This is a genomic window from Nocardiopsis sp. TNDT3, assembly GCF_003427465.1.
In the GTDB taxonomy this organism is placed as follows: Bacteria; Actinomycetota; Actinomycetes; order Streptosporangiales; family Streptosporangiaceae; genus Nocardiopsis; species Nocardiopsis dassonvillei.
In genome coordinates this window covers 1-2,403 of record NZ_QPFC01000812.1, presented here as the reverse complement: position 1 = coordinate 2,403, position 2,403 = coordinate 1, and the positions used below count along the sequence as shown (strand labels likewise).

Below are 2,403 nucleotides of genomic sequence, written 5' to 3'. Positions count from 1 at the left end.
CCCGGGCACTGGGAGGGGGTCTCGCTGTCGCGGGGGGCGGAGTCGTTCATGCGGTCACTGTAGAGGCCCAAGGTTTCTTGGCCAAGGGTTGTTGGCCAAGAAATCTTGGGCTGGTTACGGCGACCCGGAACCCAGGGGCTCGCGGCCCATATATCTAGTTTCCTGGGCGCTTGAGTAGCAATCGGCCTAGCTTTAGAATCATGGTCAACAAGCGGATGAAGGCGCGGGTCCTGCTCGCCCTGGTGCGCCGAATGGCGCGCAAGAACGGCCTGCGCCTGGAAGAACTCAAAGGACGGGGCAAGGGACCACACCAGACCTATGTCCTCTTGGACGAGGGCGGAGCACAGGTCGGTCGTTTCATGGTCACGCAACATTCCAAGGGGCTGTCCCGGGGCCTTCTGCGGGACGTGGAGAACGGCTTGCAGCACCTGTTCGGTGAGAAATGGATGGAGAAGTGATGCCTGACTACACGGCTACCGTCATCCGCGATGAGGACCTCTGGGTCGTACGTGTCTCGGGGCTGCCCGAACACGTCGTCGGAACGGTCGACTACGTGCACTTCTCCGAGATCAAGGACGAGGTTCCCGAGGCCATCGCCGACCTCACGGACACCGACCCGGAGGACTTCACGATCACCTGGCGTTACGAGTTCGGCGGCGAGGACGTGACCGAGGACGTGATCCAGTACCTCGTGGCGGAGGAGGAGTTCCGGCGGTCCCAGATCGAGCGCGACCGCGCCCGCGCCCGGGTGCTGGAGACCATGCGGAGGGAGGGCGTCACCCAGCGGGCCATGGCCGACGTCGTGGACCTCTCCCACCAGCGCGTCCACCAGCTGCTCAAGGGGGTGGACACGCCGGTGCCCGGGGGACGCCGGGGGCGCCGCAGGGACGCCCCCGTGTCCTGAGGCCCCGGCTTCAGGAGAGCGGGAACATCCCCAGCCGGGCGTGGTACTCGTCGGCGAGGCGCTCGGTGTCGCTGCCCACGTACAGCCCGTCGGAGGTGGCCAGCATCGCCTCCACGCCGTGGCCGCGCGCCCGGCCGGGGTTCCACGGCAGGGCCTTGCCGGTCTCGGGGTCCACGGCCGCGATGCCCTCGCGCGCCACCGAGCCGGGCCCCGGGTTGAGCGCGCCCTCGGGGTTGTCCATCCAGCGCTGGTGTCCGCCCACGTACACCGCCGCCGACGTGATCTCCACCGAGTACAGCGAGTCGCCGCCGGTCTTGTTGCTCCAGGTGGGCTCCGAGCCCGGGGTGTCGGTGTTCTCGAAGCGCGCGACGGACTTGCACAGGCCCGGCCTGACGTACGGGCCGCCCGCCGTCACCACCGCGAAGTAGGAGCCGTCCGGGGAGAAGGCCATCCGCCGCATGTAGGTGTGCAGCTCCTCGTAGTCGCAGGGCTCCTCGTAGGCGGACGTGGACCACGGTGTGACCGAGCCGCTCGCGGTGTCCATCATGGCGATCTGGTGCCGCTCGTGACCGTCGATCCTGGTGAAGGAGCCGTTGACGGCCAGCCGCCGCCCGTCCGGGCTCAGCGCCAGCTCCTGGACCTTCAGCACGCCCTGGCGCGCGTCGGACACGTCGGGTGTGAAGCCGGTGTCCACCTCGCCGGACCCGGAGTCGAGACGGACCAGCGTGGGCTGCTCCACGCCGTTCACCCCCGAGAAGCTGCCGCCCACGTACAGGTGCTCGCCGTCGCTGGCGATGCGCTGGACGCGGCCACCGTCGACGACGGCGCCGAACTCCGGCACCGGGTCGCCGTCGTCCACCGACAGCCGGGCCAGCCCGTCGGCGGGCTCGCCGTCCACCGAGCCGAAGTCCCCGCCCGCGATCACCGTCCCGTCGGGTCCGGGGGCCAGCGTGGTGACGGTGCCGTCCACCTCCGGTTCGAACCCGTGGAGGATCCGACCGGTGCCGTGCTCGAACGCGAACAGGTGGGGCAGGTCGTGGGCGCGGCCCCCCTCGGTCTGGCCGACCCGCGTGAAGCTTCCGGCGACGAGGATGGTGTCGCCGACGCGCAGGATGTCCTTGACCGCGCCGTCCAGGACGTGCGGCGTCCACTGCACGGGCTGTTCGCTGACCACGCGCGCGTGGTCGGCCTCTGCGGCGGGGGAGGCGGGCGCCGCGGCCGCGGCCCCGGCGGGGAGTAGGAGCAGCGTGCCCATCGTCAGGGCGAGCAGCGGGCGGCTGGGTTTCACGGAAGGACTCTCCCTCGGTCGTGCGGGTCCATGCGTGCGGGCCGACCGGAGGAGCCGGTCGGAGGGTGTCCGCACCCTCTCAGAGGGTCGCACAAAAACTACGGAGAGTGACACATGTCGAGCGCGGTTCCGGATCGGCGTAACCGGTGGGACCGGCGGGGCCCGAGGGAGGGGGCGCGGCCGTGCCCGGGGCGGAGCTTGCCCGGGGAGG

3 protein-coding genes are annotated in these 2,403 nt (G+C 70.3%); 2 read left to right on the top strand and 1 reads right to left on the bottom strand.

From position 1 onward, the window contains the following. The first annotated feature begins 200 nt into the window (after nucleotides 1–200). Nucleotides 201–458 (top strand): hypothetical protein, encoded by a 258-nt coding sequence (locus DQW06_RS19830; protein WP_117199083.1) that lies wholly within the window; start codon nucleotides 201–203, stop codon nucleotides 456–458. Next, a complete protein-coding gene (locus DQW06_RS19825; RefSeq protein WP_013156009.1) occupies nucleotides 458–904 on the top strand; it encodes a hypothetical protein in 447 nt (148 codons plus the stop codon). The genes DQW06_RS19830 and DQW06_RS19825 overlap by 1 nt, the downstream gene beginning before the upstream one ends. Before the next feature lie 10 nt (nucleotides 905–914). On the opposite strand, the gene DQW06_RS19820 is transcribed toward DQW06_RS19825, so the two are convergent. Beyond that, nucleotides 915–2,192 (bottom strand): delta-60 repeat domain-containing protein, encoded by a 1,278-nt coding sequence (locus DQW06_RS19820; protein ID WP_013156010.1) that lies wholly within the window; start codon nucleotides 2,190–2,192, stop codon nucleotides 915–917. Between the last annotated feature and the right edge of the window lie 211 nt (nucleotides 2,193–2,403).

Bases quoted from the DNA above. Each gene is read 5' to 3' on its own strand.
- DQW06_RS19830 (WP_117199083.1), top strand. From the start codon at position 201: ATGGTCAACAAGCGGATGAAGGCGCGGGTCCTGCTCGCCCTGGTGCGC.
- DQW06_RS19825 (WP_013156009.1), top strand. From the start codon at position 458: ATGCCTGACTACACGGCTACCGTCATCCGCGATGAGGACCTCTGGGTC.